This is a genomic window from Rossellomorea sp. YZS02 (assembly GCF_033963925.1).
Taxonomy (GTDB): domain Bacteria; phylum Bacillota; class Bacilli; order Bacillales; family Bacillaceae_B; genus Rossellomorea.
The window spans coordinates 182,784-199,095 of record NZ_JAXBLY010000003.1 but is presented as its reverse complement, the minus strand read 5'-3'; the positions used below and the strand labels follow the sequence as shown (position 1 = coordinate 199,095).

At 44.1% G+C, this 16,312-nt stretch carries 15 protein-coding genes and 1 riboswitch; of the genes, 13 read left to right on the top strand and 2 right to left on the bottom strand.

The features are described from left to right. Nucleotides 1-65: 65 nt before the first annotated feature. The 3 genes from SLH55_RS05050 to SLH55_RS05040 are packed head-to-tail and all read left to right on the top strand — an operon-like array spanning nt 66 to nt 621. Nucleotides 66-260 carry a hypothetical protein gene (locus tag SLH55_RS05050; protein ID WP_219168077.1) on the top strand — a complete coding sequence of 65 codons (195 nt, stop codon included), beginning with the start codon at nt 66-68 and terminating at the stop codon, nt 258-260. A gap of 12 nt (nt 261-272) precedes the next feature. Further along, nucleotides 273-428 (top strand): hypothetical protein, encoded by a 156-nt coding sequence (locus tag SLH55_RS05045; RefSeq protein ID WP_320322852.1) that lies wholly within the window; start codon nt 273-275, stop codon nt 426-428. Continuing rightward, a complete protein-coding gene (locus tag SLH55_RS05040) occupies nt 421-621 on the top strand; it encodes a hypothetical protein (protein ID WP_219167912.1) in 201 nt (66 codons plus the stop codon). The genes SLH55_RS05045 and SLH55_RS05040 overlap by 8 nt, the downstream gene beginning before the upstream one ends. A gap of 51 nt (nt 622-672) precedes the next feature. On the opposite strand, the gene SLH55_RS05035 is transcribed toward SLH55_RS05040, so the two are convergent. Next, a complete protein-coding gene (locus SLH55_RS05035; RefSeq protein ID WP_320322851.1) occupies nt 673-2,199 on the bottom strand; it encodes a BCCT family transporter in 1,527 nt (508 codons plus the stop codon). A gap of 186 nt (nt 2,200-2,385) precedes the next feature. After that, nucleotides 2,386-2,468, top strand: a riboswitch (cyclic di-GMP riboswitch). Between the two features lie 42 nt (nt 2,469-2,510). Between SLH55_RS05035 and SLH55_RS05030 the strand changes: the two genes are divergently transcribed. From SLH55_RS05030 to SLH55_RS05020, 3 genes are read left to right on the top strand one after another with little or no spacing between them, the layout of a single operon-like run. Continuing rightward, nucleotides 2,511-3,401, top strand: a complete 891-nt coding sequence (locus tag SLH55_RS05030) for an amidase (protein ID WP_320322850.1) — start codon at nt 2,511-2,513, stop codon at nt 3,399-3,401. 17 nt (nt 3,402-3,418) lie between these two features. After that, nucleotides 3,419-4,072 carry an oxidoreductase gene (locus SLH55_RS05025; RefSeq protein WP_320322849.1) on the top strand — a complete coding sequence of 218 codons (654 nt, stop codon included), beginning with the start codon at nt 3,419-3,421 and terminating at the stop codon, nt 4,070-4,072. A gap of 15 nt (nt 4,073-4,087) precedes the next feature. Next, nucleotides 4,088-4,513: a DUF1284 domain-containing protein gene (locus tag SLH55_RS05020; protein ID WP_219167907.1), complete on the top strand. Its 426-nt coding sequence runs from the start codon at nt 4,088-4,090 to the stop codon at nt 4,511-4,513. A gap of 163 nt (nt 4,514-4,676) precedes the next feature. On the opposite strand, the gene SLH55_RS05015 is transcribed toward SLH55_RS05020, so the two are convergent. Then, nucleotides 4,677-5,534, bottom strand: a complete 858-nt coding sequence (locus SLH55_RS05015) for a helix-turn-helix domain-containing protein (RefSeq protein WP_320322848.1) — start codon at nt 5,532-5,534, stop codon at nt 4,677-4,679. Nucleotides 5,535-5,697: 163 nt separating this feature from the next. Between SLH55_RS05015 and SLH55_RS05010 the strand changes: the two genes are divergently transcribed. The 7 genes from SLH55_RS05010 to SLH55_RS04980 all read left to right on the top strand — a co-directional run bounded on the left by SLH55_RS05010 (nt 5,698) and on the right by SLH55_RS04980 (nt 16,259). Then, nucleotides 5,698-8,844 carry an efflux RND transporter permease subunit gene (locus SLH55_RS05010; RefSeq protein WP_320322847.1) on the top strand — a complete coding sequence of 1,049 codons (3,147 nt, stop codon included), beginning with the start codon at nt 5,698-5,700 and terminating at the stop codon, nt 8,842-8,844. A gap of 370 nt (nt 8,845-9,214) precedes the next feature. Continuing rightward, on the top strand, nt 9,215-10,240 hold the full coding sequence (locus SLH55_RS05005; RefSeq protein ID WP_320322846.1) for a LacI family DNA-binding transcriptional regulator: 1,026 nt from the start codon (nt 9,215-9,217) through the stop codon (nt 10,238-10,240). Nucleotides 10,241-10,345: 105 nt separating this feature from the next. Further along, on the top strand, nt 10,346-11,656 hold the full coding sequence (locus SLH55_RS05000; RefSeq protein ID WP_219167898.1) for an ABC transporter substrate-binding protein: 1,311 nt from the start codon (nt 10,346-10,348) through the stop codon (nt 11,654-11,656). Nucleotides 11,657-11,736: 80 nt separating this feature from the next. After that, entirely contained in the window at nt 11,737-12,636 is a 900-nt protein-coding gene (locus tag SLH55_RS04995; RefSeq protein ID WP_219167896.1) for a carbohydrate ABC transporter permease, read from the top strand. Nucleotides 12,637-12,780: 144 nt separating this feature from the next. Continuing rightward, entirely contained in the window at nt 12,781-13,557 is a 777-nt protein-coding gene (locus SLH55_RS04990; protein ID WP_320322876.1) for a carbohydrate ABC transporter permease, read from the top strand. 15 nt (nt 13,558-13,572) lie between these two features. Beyond that, a complete protein-coding gene (locus SLH55_RS04985; protein ID WP_320322845.1) occupies nt 13,573-14,934 on the top strand; it encodes a GH1 family beta-glucosidase in 1,362 nt (453 codons plus the stop codon). Then, nucleotides 14,931-16,259 carry a glycoside hydrolase family 30 protein gene (locus SLH55_RS04980; RefSeq protein ID WP_320322844.1) on the top strand — a complete coding sequence of 443 codons (1,329 nt, stop codon included), beginning with the start codon at nt 14,931-14,933 and terminating at the stop codon, nt 16,257-16,259. Before SLH55_RS04985 ends, SLH55_RS04980 begins: the two co-directional genes overlap by 4 nt. Nucleotides 16,260-16,312 lie beyond the last annotated feature (53 nt).

Here is a 16,312-nt window from a genome sequence, read left to right as displayed (position 1 = left end):
ACGCTTTTTTATGCGTGGGATGATTCTTCTGACACCAGCCATACTAAGGAATGGAGGTGGTACACATGAGAAGTGATGGGAATTCAGATGAGAAGAGAATGGACGTCCCGTTAAAGGCGGAATTTACAATGAATGACCGACTCCGTAACCCGAGCGGGGTGTATGTCCCTGGAGAATCAGTGGAGGAGCACCATGCCATTGAGGAAGGGAACGGGGTCATCGCTGAAAAAGTAATCGGACAAGCAAATGAGAATGGATAGGAGAGGAATTATATGAGCGATTATTCTGTAGCGAATCTGTCAGACGATATGTTGGATAAGGTAAAGAGCATGGAAAGTGAACTCCGCCGGCTAACAGCGGACGACATCGTCTTAATCGCCTATAAAAATACGGAAATCAGCCCGGAAGGAGAGGGACAGAATGGATAAAGGAAACAAAGAAATGCCGGACTTTAAAGAGCTGAATGACCGGATCATTGCAGAAGAACCGAAAGGACCGTTTTTCGCCATCAAAACAAATATGGATACACAAGGTGTAAAAGATAATCCTTATGCGTCAGAGAAAGCGAGTCCTGAACAAGAGGAGAAATTACAGCAGTTCTTTGAAGATGAAGAGTTATAAAAGGATGACATAAAGAAGCGCCCATCTACATCGATGGACGCTTCTTTAACTTTATTTAGTGTGGGATTGTTCATCGCGTAATTCCTTTGACACTTTCGGTGCCACCCAGAGCATGGGAAGTAAAAGAAGGGAGACGGGAACGGCCGTGACGACGATGAAGTTCTGCAACGCAGTGACACTTCCGTCTCCTATATATAGAAGAATCGCTGCGATGGAACCCATCAGGATGGACCAGAACACTCGTAAGGACACTTTAGGGTCTCCCTCACCCGAAACCGCCATGGCAATCGTATAAGACATGGAGTCTCCTGTCGTGACAACGAAAAGAATCGTCAATAATAAAAATAAGGGTGAAATAATCCCGGAAAGTGGCAGTTGATTGGTAATGGCAATCATTGCTGCAGGCATTCCGCCACTCGTTAATTCCTGTGATACACTTCCTGGATTCTGCAGTTCATAAAAGATACCTGAACCACCGACAACCGTAAACCAGAAGGTAGTGACAATGGGAGCGATGATCGCAATGGCCAGTATAATCTGGCGTATTGTCCTGCCTCGCGAAATACGGCTGACAAGTATCGCCATCATTGGCCCATACCCAATGAACCATCCCCAGAAAAACACAGTCCAACTTCCCAACCAGCTCTTATCTGACCGGAATGTGCTGACCTGGATAAAGTGATCCACATAAAATCCGAAAGAAGAGATGAATGAATCAACAATGAATCCTCCGGGACCGAATAATAAAACAAATAGAACCAATCCAAAGGCTAATCGTACATTGAAATTACTCAGGATTTGGATCCCTTTATGCAGTCCGGTTGCAGCTGAAATGGTCGACACGATCACTAAACAGACAATGATCGCAAGCTGGGTTGAGAATTGATCAGGGATTCCGAAAAGGGCAGACAGACCGTAACTTGCCTGTAAACCAAGGAATCCGATCGGTCCGATTGTACCTGCGGCGACCGCAATGATGGCAAAAGCATCGATAAGGGTCCCGAGGAAACTGTTTTTAAGCTTTTCCCCAAAAATGGGATACAGAAGGGTGCGGGGTTTCATCGGCATCCCCCTGTGATAATGGCCATACATCATGACGACGGCACTCAATGTACCCAGGATGGCCCAGGCAAGAAAACCCCAGTGCATAAAGCTTTGGGACAACGCCGGCATGATAGCCCCGGCGGTCATGGGATCGACTCCCTCGTGCATCGGTGGAACCGTCATAAAGTGGTACATAGGCTCTGCGGCAGCCCAGAACACGCCTCCCCCGGCAAGCAGGGTAGCCATGATGATCGATAACCATTTAAATGTTCCGATCTCCGGTTTTTCCATATACCCTAACCGGACGCCTCCATACTTAGAGAATGCCAGATACAGAGCTACGATGAAGTGTACCAGCATTAACACTTGCCAGAAGGCCCCGAAGTATGTCGAAGACCAGGCGAAGCCTTTGTTTACAAAGGCAGTAACACGATCGAGACGAACGAAAGCCGCGACAACGAAAAGAATAAGTAATCCACCACTGATGGCAAATACAGACCAATCAATCTTGGATTTGTGATGCTTATTAGACATATAGAATAAATGCTCCTTTAATATTCATTGAAAAACACAAGGTCCTACTATCTCACAGGGGGAAAAGAGTTGTAAAGGGAACGAAAAGAATTCATAAAAGACAATTTTTGTCACGGTTAAAATTTGGAAAATTACATCTTTTCAACGGTAAAAAAAGAACTATACTAAAGAGTAAGAATAAAACAAAACTGAAAAAGGCAAACTTGTTGAAAAACAAGGACGCAAAGCTATGGGCCTACCCGATTTCGAATGGTCGCCAGGCTGCCAGGCTCCTCAAAAGGGCCAAGGCTCAGGGAAGAGGAGAATGAAAGATGAGAAGATGTTGGAAATGGGTTTGTATTTGTTTGATCATGATGAGTATGATTTCTAATCCATCAACTGAAAAGGCAGCTGGTGCAGACATGAGAGGGAAAAGTACGTGGCTTTGGAATACAATGGAGATTATCACACAAAAAGAAGAAATCATTGACTTCTTTAAATCCCATCATGTAGATGAAGTTTATTTGCAAGTGAATCCAGCAGTGGAAAAGGAATACTATCACCAATTTATCGAAATGGCGAATGGTGAAAATATACATGTATACGCATTGGACGGGGCACCAAAATGGGCGACCGTAAAAGGACAAACCTCCCTTAGTGCCTTTTTTGATTGGCTCTCTGCATACCAGCTTGAAGCAAGTGAGACTCAACGATTCACCGGAGTTCATCTGGATGTTGAGCCTTACCTTTTAACTGGATGGACAACCGCCTATGGGAAGACGGTGTTGAACTATCAAAAAATGGTCAATATAGCAGTGGATCGCTCCAATTCGCTTCAACTGCCATTAGGGATGGATATTCCATTTTGGTTTGATGAAAAAACATACAATAATGAATTTGGGAAAGGGAACCTTGCTCAGTGGGTGATCGGACAAACGGAAGAAGTTGGTATCATGGCATATCGTGATCTAGCCATTGGAGGGAATGGGATCATAGAGCTTGTCAGAAATGAAATGGCTTTCGCCCAGTCTGCAGGGAAAAAAGTGAAAGTTGGAGTGGAGACCGCTCCATCTGCAGAGGGGAATTTCCTGACTTTTCACGAAGAAGGGGCGGCTTTCATGTTTGATGAGCTTGCGGTGGTTGACGCGGAGTATGAAACCAATTCATCTTACAAAGGAATCGCTGTCCATCATTACGGAAGCTGGAAGGAATTGTTAGAATAAGAGAGGAGGCATGAATGATGTCGAAAGTAGCCTTGGTTGCAGGGGCGACCGGTCTGGTCGGTTCGCACTTAACAGATATCCTGTTAAAGAGTCCGGAGTATACAAAAGTGATTTCTTTCGTTAGAAGGGCTAGCGGTTTGGAACATGAGAAACTTGATGAACGGGTCATTTCGTTTGATGGGATGAAGCTTCTGCCTCACGAAGAAGTCAATGATGTATTCTGTTGTCTTGGTACTACGATTAAAAAAGCGAAGACAAAAGAAGTATTTATGAAGGTAGACTATGAATATCCCATCCAACTTGGAAAGATTGGGAAAGAACATGGGGCGACGAAATACCTTGTCATATCTTCCATGGGGGCAAGTCCGGGTTCTCCATTCTTTTATAGTCAGGTGAAAGGAAACCTGGAGGAAGGATTAATGGAGCTTCATTATCCATCCCTTCACATTTTCAGACCCTCCCTTTTATTGGGGGAGAGACAGGAGTTCCGTCTTGGGGAAAAAGCGGGTGAAATTTTCTCAAGGATGGTCCGTCCGATCATGGTTGGCAGGTTGAAACGTTACAGAAGCATCTCGGGCAAACAGGTGGCGTATGGGATGTACCGTACAGCAATAAGTTCAACCGGGGAGAAAGTAACCATTCATGAATCAGATCAAATCCAGCAGCTGTGAAAAGGGAGGGAGACCATGAAGAGAATACTGAGAGGACATCATCTTCTGTGTACTCACGGATTTAAAGGCATGGGGTACAGTCCTGAATTTGTTCATAAGATGGCTGAGATAGTAGAAGACATACGCAACGACGACATGGACTTTCCCATCCAGGTCGTTCAAACCTTCGATGATGCCTGCGGCGCCTGCCCCCATAAAGGGAAATCAGCATGTGAAAAAAGTGAGGACTCCAATAATCATGTTCTTACATTAGACAGCAGGGTGATCCATCACTTAGGATTGAAACCCGGTGAGGTTTATATGAAATCAGAATTAATCAATACAACGGCCCAAAAGGTCAAACCCGAAGATCTTGACCATCTATGTGAAGGCTGCTCCTGGCTGGAGTATGGAGTGTGTAAAGACGGAATCGAAGCATTGCGGAAGAAAGAGTTGGCTTGATCTCTTAGAAGAATGTAGCTTATAGAATAGAAAAGAAGCTGGGACAAAAGGGGTATCAGCTAAAGAATAACCCGAACGATCATTGGAAATCGTTCGGGTTTTTCTGTTGAATGTTGCAAAAACATCAATCATGTATAGCTCAATTCGTTACGACCTGGCCTCATCATTGAATTTGATAAAAATGTCTCAAAGCATTCATAAGGTGCTTCATAGAAGGATCTTCAGCCAGATTCACAAGCATTCCTTTGATGACGACGGGACGGGTTTCGTCTTTTTGTATTTCTTCTCTAATGACTTCCAGGGAAATCCGGGTATTCTCGTCCTCAGCCAACTCCAGAGCATCCTGAATCATGTGAATGAGTGTCGACTCATTGATTCTGGTGGAAGTGGTGAAATCCTTAACCAAGTCATCCAGTTTTTCAAAGGAAAGTACCGGCTTATCTCCGCTTTTAAGCAAACCATCCACAAGGTCATCTGTTCGTCTCAATATAAAATGGGATAGGTATGAAAAGTCCAGATCGATTTTATCCAGCATGACCAGTTCTAAATAAGAATGGAAAAAACCTTGAATCATCATGGTAATGTCCCAAAAATAGGGCTCGATCTTTTTTCCATAGATCCCGAATAATCTTCTTCGGTAATACCGGTGAGTGTTCATCTTCATCTCGCTGAGGAGATCATGAATTTCATCATTGAACGGCATGGCGTTCTCCCTGATCTGCATGATAATGAACTCTTTATGTTTACAGATTTCAATCAGCTGACATTCTAATTGCTTTTGGAATTTATCGTATGGTGATAAATCCTCGTTCTCGATCTCGTTTACTTTGTCCGTGATCATGGTGAAATAGTAATTCATAATGGCGAGCAGAAGGGCTTCCTTTGACTTGAAATATAAATAGAAGGCACCCTTCGATATATCGCATTCATTCACGATTTCTTGAACGGAGGTAGCGTTGAACCCTTTCGTGGCAAAAAGCTTAATGGATGTTTCAATGATTAATTTTTCTTTTTCCTTCATACTTTCCTCTCCTTGATAAACTCCTTATGTATATTATGACCGATTGGTCACAAAAAATAAACCTTTTGTTTTATAAGTATATTGACTTATGACTGTGTGGTCAGTTATATTAGATTGTGTTATGACTAGTCGGTCAGAATAAGAGAGAAGGGATGAATACAACGTGAATAGTATTATTAATTTCGTACTTAAGAATAAGTTTGCTGTTTGGCTGATGACGATCATCGTCATTGTTGCAGGCTTATATTCAGGATTTAATATGAAGCTTGAAACCCTGCCGAACATCAATACGCCGATTGTCAGTGTGACAACCGTGTATCCTGGCGCTACGCCGGAAGATGTTGCAGACAAGGTTTCAGAACCGATTGAAAAACGCTTGAAGAATTTAGATGGGGTGAATGTCGTCAGCTCTACCTCATATCAGAATGCTTCAGCCGTTCAGATAGAATACAAGTTTTCAAAGGATATGGATGAAGCCAAGACCGAAGTGGAAGAGGCTCTTTCCGATCTTCCTTTTCCGGATGGAGTCAATGAGCCTGAAGTTTCAAGACTTAACTTTAACGCCTTTCCGGTCATCGCTCTCAGTGTAGCGAATGAAGACCAATCGTTGGCACAATTGACGTCTACAGTAGAAGATACAATCGTTCCGGAACTCGAGGGAGTGGAAGGGGTAGCTTCTGTACAGGCTTCAGGTCAACAGGTGCAAGAAGCTCGTCTTGTTTTTGACGAAGAAAAGCTTGCTAAGTACGGACTTACAGAAGAAACGGTTCAAAACATGATCAAAGGCTCTGACGTGACGGCACCATTGGGGTTGTACACGTTCAAAGATAGCCAGAAATCCGTCGTGGTCGACGGAAACATCACGACGATTGAAGATTTGAAAGAAATGAAGATTCCTGTGACTCCAAGCACTGGTGGAGCCTCGGCACAAGGGCAGCAACAGTCTTCTGCACAGGGACAAACGCCACAAGCACCTCCTGCTGGAGCAGCATCTTCAGGCATGAAGATCCCAACGATTCAACTTTCAGATATTGCTGATATTGAACTGGTTGGTAAAGCAGAATCCATTTCCAGAACGAATGGAAAAGAATCCATCGGACTTCAGGTGGTGAAAACGGCAGACGCCAATACGGTGGATGTTGTCAATGCCGTCAAAGATAAGATCAAAACGTTTGAAAAAGACATTGATGGTGTAGAAATCATTTCTACCTTTGACCAGGGGGAGCCGATTGAAGAATCAGTCAGCACGATGCTGAACAAAGCATTATTCGGTGCTGTGTTCGCAGTCATCATTATTCTCTTGTTCTTACGGGATATCAAATCGACGCTCATTTCAGTTGTATCGATTCCATTGTCATTATTAATCGCGATTTTACTTTTGAAACAAATGGACATTACATTGAATATCATGACACTTGGGGCAATGACTGTCGCCATAGGACGTGTCATTGATGACTCTATTGTTGTAGTGGAGAATATCTATCGAAGAATGTCTCTGAAAGGTGAAATGCTGAAAGGGAAGGACCTGATCCGTGAAGCAACGAAAGAAATGTTCGTTCCGATCGCGTCTTCTACAATTGTCACGATAGCCGTCTTCCTTCCGTTAGGATTGGTTCAAGGAATGATCGGGGAATTATTCCTTCCCTTCGCCTTAACGATTGTGTTTGCTCTACTTGCTTCCCTTCTTGTAGCGGTTACGATCGTACCGATGCTTGCCCACTCCATGTTTAAAAAGGGTGTAGGGAAAAAGCATGTAGAGAAGAAAAGCCGTTTAGCCAACTGGTATAAAGGCGTATTGAATTGGACGCTGAATCATAAGATCATTACTTCAGTGCTTGCCATCGCCATGTTGGTCGGAAGCTTGTTCCTGGTTCCGTTGATCGGTGTCAGCTTCCTCCCGTCCGATGAAGAGAAGATGATCATGGCGACGTATAAACCAGAACCTGGCCAAACGGAAGAAGATGTCCAGAAAATCGCGCAGGATGCAGAGGGGTATTTCCAGGACCGTAAAGGGGCTGAAACCATTCAGTACTCTGTCGGCGGGGAGAACCCGATGAGTCCGGGAAGCAACAATAATGCGATTTTCTACGTTCAATATAGTGACGATACAGAGAATTTCTCTGAAGAAAAAGAAAAGGTCATCAAAGACCTGCAACAAGCAACAGATAAAGGTGAATGGGCTTCACAGGACTTCTCTGCAAGTGCCGGTAGCAATGAGATTGTTGTGTTCGTGTACGGGGAAACCTTGAAAGACATCGAACCTGTTGTCAACGATATTCAAGACATGATGGAAGACAAGAAGGATTTCAAAAAAGTCGGATCAAGCATCTCTGAATCCTATGATGAGTACTCGTTCATCGCCGATCAGGAAAAGCTGAGCGAACTGGGTCTCTCAGCAGGTCAAATCGCCATGGAGCTTGGTCAGACACGTCAGCGCCCTGTCCTCACGACCATTGAAAAAGATGGTGAAGAAGTGAATGTCTATCTTGATGTCGAGAAGGAAAAGTATGAAAGCATCAACGACTTAACAGATAAGACCATCCAGTCACCACTGGGTGTGGAGGTTCCAATTAAAGACGTTGTTGAAGTCCAGGAAGGTGAAACATCCGATACCGTTTCACGTCGGGACGGAAAAGTCTTTGCTCAAGTGAGTGGGGAACTGAAAACCGACGATGTTTCGAAAGCATCCCAGGATATTCAGAAAGAAATCGATGAAATGGATATCCCATCCGGTATCGACGTGAACATGGGCGGGGTAACGGAAGACATCAAGGAATCCTTTACACAATTAGGATTAGCGATGCTTGCAGCGATCGCGATTGTCTACTTGATCCTTGTCATCACATTCGGCGGTGGTCTAGCACCATTTGCCATCCTGTTCTCACTGCCATTCACGATCATCGGAGCATTGGTAGCGTTATTGATTGCAGGAGAAACGATCAGTATTTCGTCTATGATCGGAGCACTTATGCTGATTGGTATCGTGGTCACCAATGCGATCGTTTTAGTCGATCGTGTCATTCATAAAGAAAACGAAGGTCTATCCACTAGGGAAGCCTTGCTGGAAGCCGGATCCACCCGACTTCGCCCGATCCTCATGACGGCCATTGCCACAATCGGAGCACTGTTCCCATTGGCACTCGGTCTTGAAGGAAGCGGGTTGATCTCGAAAGGGCTCGGGGTAACCGTTATTGGCGGATTGACTAGCTCGACACTCTTAACGCTTGTCATCGTGCCGATCGTTTACGAAATCCTGATGAAAATCAAAGGGAAGATCGGTGGACGGAAACGTAAAGTAGTGAAAGAATAGATGAAAAGAAAAGCAGTCCTCTTGTGGACTGCTTTTTTTTATGGGTGTGCGGAGGAATGATTTTTCATTATTTGTCTATTGGCTGGATTTTTTCATATTCCGGCTGGATTCGGTACGATATCGACCGAATTCCTTTTGAGACCGGCTGGTTTTTTAGCAAGAACCGCCGGAATCCAACGAATTTCCGCTGGTTTCCACTCCACAAGCGGCACAATCACCAGCAAGAGTCCCATAAGGCAGTCTTTCACGGGTACTTCCAAAAAGAACCACCCGATTTTTAAAAGTTTTCTAAAAATTAGTATTGATTCCATGAAAAGTCTGAACTATAATAACAATTAACGAAAGCGCTTTCGATGAAGAGGAGACAGCAATGGTTACAATCTATGACTTAGCAAAACGCACTGGGTTCTCCAGTACGACAGTTTCTAAGGCTCTAAACAATTATACAGATGTGAGTCAAAAAACGAAGCAAAAAATCCTCGATGCAGCGGCTGAAATGGGATATCTACCCAATGCCCATGCCCAGTCCCTTTCGACCAAGAAATCCTGGACGATTGGAGTCATGTTTGCAGAGGATAACGAGGTCGGATTGAAGCATCCTTTCTTCAGTGCCCTGATTGAGAGTTTCCGAAAGTATGTGGAACGGGAAGGGTATGATCTGATCTTTGCATCACGAAACCTCCGGAATCGGGATACGAGTTATCTCGAGCATTTCCTTTACCGGGCAGTGGATGGCATCGTCGTCATATGCTCAGATCCGAATGATCCCCAGGTACAGGATATGATCAACAGTCATGTGCCGATTGTCGTGATCGATATGAGCAATCAGAACTGCAGCGTGGTCTATTCCGATAATGTTGAGGGTGGAAGGTTGGCTGTTAATCATCTATATTCATTGGGCCATACCAGAATCGCTCATATTTCAGGTGATCCGTCCATCGATGCTGGAGCACAGCGGATCAAAGGATTTACGAAGGGTATGGAGGAGCTCAATCTACCAATTCATCAAGGATATTTAGTCAATGGCGGGATGTTCTCGATTGAAGAAGGGAAAGCTGCGATGGAATCGCTCCTTGCACTGGACATGATGCCTACAGCTGTCTTTGTGGCAGGTGACCATATGGCCATCGGTGCCATGGAAGCCATCAAAGAGAAGGGATTAAGAATACCTGAAGATATCTCTATCATCGGGTATGATGACATTGAAATGTCTTCCTACCTCACACCAAAGCTGACCACCGTCAGACAGGATACGGACCTAATCGGTGCACGTGCCGGACAATTACTCATGAAACAAATTATTCAAAAGAAGAAGCTGTTGACGACAGAAGTCATTCCTGTGGAACTCATCATCAGAGAATCTTGTACATCAGTAAAAAAAGAAAAAAAGAAATAATCTTATATTTTTTGAAGGATTTCGAAACCGGTTTCGAAATTTTTAATTAAAGTAAAACGAAACCGCTTTCGGTTCTGTATTTATAAATGAAAAAGGGGGATTAAGATGAAAAAAGTACTAGTATTATTCATGACATTTGTACTGGTAGCAGGGATCCTTTCCGCTTGTTCGGGAGATTCCAAGACTTCAAGCTCAAAAGATAAAGACGTAGATTTAAAGGTGTGGTCATTCACGGATGAGCTGAAGAAACCGATCACGAAGTTTGAAGAGAAAAACGGTGTGAAAGTTGAATTGACGATTGTTCCGATTGCCGATTATCCGACGAAGTTAAAGCCGGTACTTGAAAGCGGCGTAGGGGCACCGGACGTATTCACGGGTGAAATCGCGTTCCTTAAACAATGGGTGGACGCAGGTTACTGGGAAAACTTATCAGAAGATCCGTACAATGTTGATGAAATCAAAGATAAATATGTTCCATATGTATTCGACCTAGGTAAAGATAAGGACGGAAATGTAAGGGCTTTATCTTGGCAGACGACACCAGGTGGAATCTACTACAAGAGAAGCATCGCGAAAGAAGTGCTTGGTACAGATGATCCAACAGAAGTCGGAAACATGATGAACTCCATGGACAATGTATTCAAAGTAGCTGAAAAGATGAAGGAAAAAGGATACAGCATGTTCCCGGATGAGGGTTCGATCCGCTGGTTCTCACAAGGAGATAATCCACAACCGTGGGTGAATGACAAGAATGAATTACAACTGACAGATGAAAAGATTGAGTATATGGATTCTGCGAAGAAACTTCGTGAAAACAATTATACAGCTCTTGCAGCTGAGTGGTCTCCATCATGGTTCGAAGCGATGGATAAGCCGATCAAAATGAAAGAAAACGGAAAAGAAAAAGAAACACAAGTATTCTCTTATGTTCTTCCTACTTGGGGGCTTCACAGCGTTCTGAAAACGAATGTAAAGGAAACTGCAGGTGACTGGGCAGTGACAAGTGGACCAAGCCCGTACTTCTGGGGTGGAACATGGTTAGGTGTTTACAACAAATCAGAAAACAAAGAACTTGCTTATAAATTTGTGAAAATGATGACTCAAGATGATGAATTCCTGACAGATTGGGCGAAGGAAACAGGCGATGTGCTTTCTTACCTGCCTGTAACGAATGAAATCAAAGATGATTTCAGTGATGAATTCCTCGGCGGTCAAAACAATTATCAATTCTTCCTTGAGCAGGCGAAAGAAATCGAGCCTGGTATCGTAACGAAATATGACCAGCAGCTTGATACGTTCTATGGAAATGCCGTTCAACAGTACGTAGACGGTAAGAAATCCAAAGACGATGCGATTAAAGAATTCTATAAGAAAGTTCAAAACGCATATCCAGATATAAAAGTACCAAAAAACTAAATAAGTAAAAAATGAATGGCAGGCGGCGTGGCTTCATGTCGCCTGCCGATCATCTATTAAACAACTAGGGGGGCTGGGGAATGAAAAAAGTAGATCGATTTGGTTATCTATTTATTGCCCCATTTTGGATCATCTTTTTAATATTCAGTATTTATCCCGTGGCGTTGACATTCTATTACAGCTTTACGAATTATTCTGGAAGCGGAACAGCAGAAGTCGTCGGCCTGGCAAACTATACCCGTTTACTCACGGACAGCTATTTCGTGGAAGCATTTTTTAACACTTGGAAAATATGGGGTGTCAATTTCGCCCTGCAAATCGGTCTGGCCCTTGTACTCGCATTAATCTTCTCTGATATGAGAATGAAGTTGAAAGGTTTGGCATTTTTCAGATCGATCTTTTATTTACCTAATTTAATCACCATTAGTTCCGTCGCCCTTCTATTTGGGATCCTACTGGACTGGCAGCATGGATCATTAAATATGATTCTATTAAATATAGGTCTTATATCAGAACCGATTAATTGGCTGAACGAGCCAACGACTGCACAACTTTCCGTATCCCTGATCCTTACATGGATGTGGTTCGGCCATTCGTTCATAGTTGTCATGGCAGGTGTCTCCGGAATTTCGAAGGACTACTATGAGGCTGCATTGATCGATGGGGCAAACAGATGGCAGACCTTTACGAAAATCACGGTTCCTTTATTGAAACCGATCTTGCTATATATCATGATCACGTCCCTAATTGGAGGCCTTCAATTATTTGATCTGCCGATGCTACTGACAGACGGAATTGGTTCTCCGGATGGATCATTGAATACGATGGTTCTGTATCTGTACAATCAGGCATTCAAGTTTAACAATTATGGATACGCGTCAGCTGTCGCATATGGATTGTTCGTCATTACCTTGATCTTCTCCGCGATCGTCTTCAAAGGGATGTATGGAAATGAACGCAAACAAGCAAGGAAGGTGTAAAGCATGTTGGGGAAAACAGCCGTTGAAAAAGAGGTAACGACTCAGAAAATAGAGAAGTCGAAGCCCGAACTTCTGCCTCATGAGTCGAAACTAAAGACAAGAAATACCATTGTGAAGAGCATCATCTATATCGTGCTGGTGTTGATGGCGATTGTCTGCTTCATTCCGTTCCTGATGATGCTTGTGAACGCTACAAGATCAAACGAAGCGATATTGTCGGGGTTTACCCTGATTCCAGGAACTGCTTTATTGGAGAACTATACGACGATGATGGAGTACGTAAACATCTGGTCAGGGTTCAAGAATAGTCTGATCATCTCTGTCCTCACGACTTTGTTATCAGGATATTTTTCCGCTTTGACTGCCTATGGCTTCGCATTTTACACATTCAGGGGGAAGAATTTTCTATTCGTTTTCATGCTTGTGATGATGATGGTTCCAGGGCAATTGGGGCTTATCGGATTTTACGAACTGAGTAAGAATCTGGGGATCCTTGATTCCTTCATTCCACTGATTGTACCAGCCATTGCCAGTCCATTTGTCGTCTTCTTCCTGAGACAGTACATCCAGACGACGCTTCATCCAAGTTTGATCGAAGCAGCCCGTATCGATGGGGCGAGTGAATTCAAGATCTTCCACACAGTGGCCATTCCAATCATGATGCCTGCTGTGGCGACGATGTCGATCTTTACGTTCATCGGCTCATGGAATAACTACATCATGCCACTCGTCATCCTGTTCTCGCCGGAGAAATATACACTGCCGGTCTTAATGGGATTCCTGAAAGGATCTCAAGTGGCACAGAATTTAGGATCAATGTATTTAGGGATTGCCATTTCCGTTGTCCCAATCATGATTGCCTTCCTATTCCTGTCTAAATATATCGTAAACAGCATTTCAGCAGGATCAATCAAAGAATAGAGGAGAGAATGACCTATGAAATTTGATAAAGCATTTACCTTTGGAACCGCGACATCATCGTATCAAATAGAAGGAGCTCATAATGAAGGGGGAAGGACGCCTTCCATCTGGGATATGTTCTGTGACATCCCGGGGAAAGTATACAAACAGCATAATGGGGATGTCGCTTGTGATCACTATCACCGGTTCGAGGAAGATATTCAGCATATCAAGCGCCTTGGAGTGGATACATACCGATTCTCCATTGCCTGGCCCCGCATTTTTCCTGAGAAAGGTAAGTACAACCAGGAAGGGATGGACTTTTATAAAAAGTTGGCGGCAAAACTTCAAGAAGAAGGAATCAAGCCTGCTGTAACGTTGTACCACTGGGATCTTCCAATGTGGGCCCATGAAGAAGGCGGATGGGTCAATCGTGAATCCGTTGAGTGGTTCCTTGAATATGCAAAGGCATGCTTCACTGAGCTTGATGCAGTTGTTGATTCATGGATTACGCATAATGAGCCATGGTGCGCAGGATTCCTCGGGTATCATCAAGGGGTGCATGCTCCGGGTCATACCAATATGGATGAAGCGGTCAGAGCCGTTCACCACATGCTGTTGTCACACGGTAAAGCGGTTGAAATGCTGAAAAAGGAATATAAATCCGGGACGGATATCGGCATTACGCTTAACCTGTCACCTGTCTATCCAAATACCGATTCAGTGAACGATGCCCTTGCTGCCAACAATGCGGACGGATACTCCAATCGCTGGTTCCTGGATCCTGTATTCAAAGGGGAATACCCAAAAGACATGATGAACTTGTTTTCGAAATATGTTCATACGTATGACTTCATCAAAGAAGGCGATATGGAATTGATTTCGACGGAATGCGATTTCTTTGGCATCAATTATTACAGCCGCGGAATTGTCGAGTTCAGTGCCGCGAATGACTTTATGCATAAGGGAGCTTTCTCCGACTATGAGAAAACAGGAATGGGCTGGGATATCGCTCCGAATGAGTTCAAGGATCTCATCCGCCGTCTGAGACAAGATTATACGGATCTGCCAATCTACATCACAGAAAATGGAGCGGCATATGACGATGTGCTGGAAAACGGACGAGTGCATGACCATGATCGCGTAAATTACTTGAATCTGCATCTTCAGGCTGTTTCGGATCTGAATGAGGAAGGAATGAACATTCAGGGATACTACTTATGGTCACTGATGGATAATTTTGAATGGAGCTTCGGGTATGATAAGCGTTTCGGCATCCTTTATATCGATTTCGATACTCAGGAGCGAATCTGGAAAGACAGTGCTTTCCGTTACGCTGAAATCATCCGGGATCATAAAGTGAAGCATAACCTTCAATCTGAGGAAGTTGCACAATGAATATGAAGGTGATCCTGACAGCGAAAGAAACGGGAGATCGGTTCTCAGAAAAAGAACCGGTTTCTTTTTCTGAAGGTCGTGCCTCTACGAACATCAAGCTTGATCGAAAGCTGAAATTTCAGAAGATGTTAGGGTTCGGTGGAGCGTTCACAGAAGCTGCGGCTCACAGTCTGTCCCTCATCAGCCCTGAAAAACGTGAAGAAATCATCTCCATGTATTTTGATCCGGAAGAAGGACTGGGGTATCGGTTTGGGAGGACACATATCAATAGCTGTGATTTCTCTTTAGAGAACTATACATATGTGGAGGATGGAGACGATTCGCTGGAAAGCTTCTCCATTGAAAGGGAGAAGACACTCGTGATTCCCCTTATCCGTGAAGCGATGGAAGTGGCCGGACGGGAATTGTCCATCGTTGCTTCCCCGTGGAGCCCTCCTTCATGGATGAAGACGAGCGGAGAAATGAACAACGGCGGGAAGCTGTTACCTCAGTTTGAATCCGTCTGGGCCGACTATTACTCAAAGTACATAGAGGCAATGGAAGAAGAGGGGATTCCAATTTGGGGATTGACGATCCAAAATGAACCGGAAGCGAAGCAGGTTTGGGATTCGTGCCTGTACTCGGGAGAAGAAGAACGAGATTTCATTAAACATCATCTAGGTCCGTCCCTCGAGAAAAATGGTCACCAAGATGTGAAGGTCATTATATGGGATCATAATCGTGATATGATTTATGAGCGTGCGAAGGCAGTCCTATCTGATCCGGAAGCGGCTAAGTATGTATGGGGGACAGGGGTTCACTGGTACGTTTCCGAGGAGTTTGAAAATCTTTCAAAGGTTCATCATGATTTTCCCGATAAGCATTTGATCTTTACAGAAGGGTGCATTGAAGGCGGGGTTAAACCCGGTGCCTGGGATACTGGTGAACGTTACGGGCGAAACATCATCGGTGATCTGAACAATTACCTTGAAGCATGGATCGATTGGAATATGGTTCTGAACGAAGAAGGCGGACCGAACCATGTCGGGAATTACTGCGATGCCCCGGTGATCGTAGACACAGTAAATGACGAGGTCCGCTACAATAGCTCTTATTACTATATCGGGCATTTCAGTAAGTATGTCAAAGAGGGAGCAAGGCGCATCGGGTGTGAGATTTCTGGTGAGGCGGTATTGGGCACCTCCTTTGAAAACCCGGATGGGGAGATTGTAGTGGTTGTGATGAACGCGAATGACCATGATGAAGAGATTTCCTTAGCGTGTGGTAATGAACATTTCAGCACGACGCTTCCATTGCATTCCATTGCAACTTTCATTATTCGATAGTTGGAGAGCAGTCCTTCTGGGGCTGCTTTTTTTATTTGTGTAAATACTGACAC

Excerpts from the sequence above, each read along its gene's own strand:
- SLH55_RS05030 (WP_320322850.1), top strand. The coding sequence starts at position 2,511 with ATGAGAAGATGTTGGAAATGGGTTTGTATTTGTTTGATCATGATGAGT.
- SLH55_RS05015 (WP_320322848.1), bottom strand. The coding sequence starts at position 5,534 with ATGAAGGAAAAAGAAAAATTAATCATTGAAACATCCATTAAGCTTTTT.
- SLH55_RS05050 (WP_219168077.1), top strand. The coding sequence starts at position 66 with ATGAGAAGTGATGGGAATTCAGATGAGAAGAGAATGGACGTCCCGTTA.
- SLH55_RS05025 (WP_320322849.1), top strand. The coding sequence starts at position 3,419 with ATGTCGAAAGTAGCCTTGGTTGCAGGGGCGACCGGTCTGGTCGGTTCG.
- SLH55_RS05020 (WP_219167907.1), top strand. The coding sequence starts at position 4,088 with ATGAAGAGAATACTGAGAGGACATCATCTTCTGTGTACTCACGGATTT.
- SLH55_RS04985 (WP_320322845.1), top strand. The coding sequence starts at position 13,573 with ATGAAATTTGATAAAGCATTTACCTTTGGAACCGCGACATCATCGTAT.
- SLH55_RS04980 (WP_320322844.1), top strand. The coding sequence starts at position 14,931 with ATGAATATGAAGGTGATCCTGACAGCGAAAGAAACGGGAGATCGGTTC.
- SLH55_RS05000 (WP_219167898.1), top strand. The coding sequence starts at position 10,346 with ATGAAAAAAGTACTAGTATTATTCATGACATTTGTACTGGTAGCAGGG.
- SLH55_RS05035 (WP_320322851.1), bottom strand. The coding sequence starts at position 2,199 with ATGTCTAATAAGCATCACAAATCCAAGATTGATTGGTCTGTATTTGCC.
- SLH55_RS04990 (WP_320322876.1), top strand. The coding sequence starts at position 12,781 with ATGGCGATTGTCTGCTTCATTCCGTTCCTGATGATGCTTGTGAACGCT.
- SLH55_RS05040 (WP_219167912.1), top strand. The coding sequence starts at position 421 with ATGGATAAAGGAAACAAAGAAATGCCGGACTTTAAAGAGCTGAATGAC.
- SLH55_RS05005 (WP_320322846.1), top strand. The coding sequence starts at position 9,215 with ATGGTTACAATCTATGACTTAGCAAAACGCACTGGGTTCTCCAGTACG.
- SLH55_RS04995 (WP_219167896.1), top strand. The coding sequence starts at position 11,737 with ATGAAAAAAGTAGATCGATTTGGTTATCTATTTATTGCCCCATTTTGG.
- SLH55_RS05045 (WP_320322852.1), top strand. The coding sequence starts at position 273 with ATGAGCGATTATTCTGTAGCGAATCTGTCAGACGATATGTTGGATAAG.